The organism is Mitsuaria sp. TWR114 (assembly GCF_007997345.1).
Genome location: NZ_VOSR01000305.1, coordinates 1 through 1,508, shown reverse-complemented (window position 1 = coordinate 1,508; position 1,508 = coordinate 1). Strand labels below are relative to the sequence as shown.

1 protein-coding gene and 1 pseudogene are annotated in these 1,508 nt (G+C 73.5%); both read left to right on the top strand.

Going from position 1 to position 1,508, the window contains the following annotated elements; translation table 11 throughout:
• Window positions 1-891, top strand: an 891-nt coding sequence (sctL, locus tag FUT87_RS12625; protein WP_147241238.1) for a type III secretion system stator protein SctL, incomplete at its 5' end; no start/stop codon positions are given.
• Window positions 892-903: 12 nt separating this feature from the next.
• Window positions 904-1,508, top strand: a pseudogene (locus FUT87_RS12620) (EscN/YscN/HrcN family type III secretion system ATPase); the annotation flags it as partial.

The following is a 1,508-nucleotide window of genomic DNA, read 5'->3' as shown; positions in this document are numbered from 1 at the left end:
GGCGCGGACCGCCTGGGCGGACTGGGGGCCGAGGACGGCATCCTGCGCGCCGCCGAAGTCGACGGCGCCGCGGAGCTCGACGCGCTGCGCCGCGTGATGGACGAGCAGCGCGACGCGGTGCTGGCGCAGGCGCGCGAAGAGGCCTCGAAGCTGATGAGCGATGCGCGCGAGCAGGCGGACCGTCTGCTGGCCGAGGCCCGCACCGAGGCCGAGCGGCTGCGGGTCGAGGCCTGCGAGGCCGGCCGGCGCCAGGCCGCGCTGGAATGGCACGAGCGCCAGACGGTGCAGGCGATCGACAACGCGCAGGTGCTGCGCGGCATGCACGAGAAGCTGGCGACCATCGTCACCGGCGCGGTCGAGCGCATCGTCCACACCGAGGAGCGGGCGGCGCTGTACCAGCGCGCGCTGCGCAGCGTGCGCAGCTTCGCGCGCGGCGCGAGCACGCTGGCCCTGCGCGTCAGCGCCGATGACCACGCCCACGCACGCGCCGCGCTGGACTCGCTCAAGGCGCTGCAGACGCAAGGGGTTCACATCGAGGTCAGCGTCGACCCGGCGCTGCGGTCCGGCAGTTGCGTGTTCGAGTCGGAGGTCGGCATCCTCGACGCCAGCCTGCAGACGCAGCTCGACGGCCTGCGCGCGGCGATGGACCGCGCGGTGCGCAAGGCGCTGGCGAGCAGCCTGCCGCTGGCCGATGCCGGCGACCACGAAGCCACCGACCACGGCTTCGATGACGGGCGGGACGACGGCGTCGGCGATCGCGGCGTCAGCGACCGCGGCGTCGACGCCCAGGCTCATGCGTCCTTCGGATTCCCGCACACGGATGCGGGCGCGCGGGCCGATGCCGATGACGCCGAGGACATCCTTCACGCGCACGACCTCGCCGAACACTGACCAGGAGCGCCGATGAAGGCATTGCAGGGATTCACCGACCTGATGGAGGCCGAGCTGGCCTCGGCCACGATGGTGGGCCGCACCGGCAAGGTCACCGAGGTGATCGGGACGCTGATGCGCGTGAGCGGCCTGGACGCTCGCCTGGGCGAGCTGTGCGAGGTGCTCGACGACGACGGCGCGGTGCTGCAGACGGCCGAGGTGGTGGGCTTCGCCGGCGGGCGCAGCATCCTGTCGCCGTTCGGCTCGATCCTGGGCGTGCGCGGCGGCACCCGCGTGGTCGGGCTGGGCCAGGTCTTGTCGGTGCCGGTCGGCCAGGCGCTGCTGGGCCGCGTGATCGACAGCCTGGGCCGGCCGATCGACGGCAAGGGCCCGGTGCGCACGACCGAATCGCGTCCGGTGTTCGCGCTGCCGCCCACGCCGATGGAGCGCGAAATGATCGAGCGCCCGCTGCCCACCGGGGTCAAGGTGATCGACGGGCTGATCACGCTGGGCGAGGGGCAGCGCATGGGCATCTTCGCGCCGGCCGGCGTCGGCAAGTCCACGCTGATGGGCATGCTGGCGCGCGGCACGCAGTGCGACATCAGCGTCATCGCGCTGATCGGCGAGCGCGGCCGCGA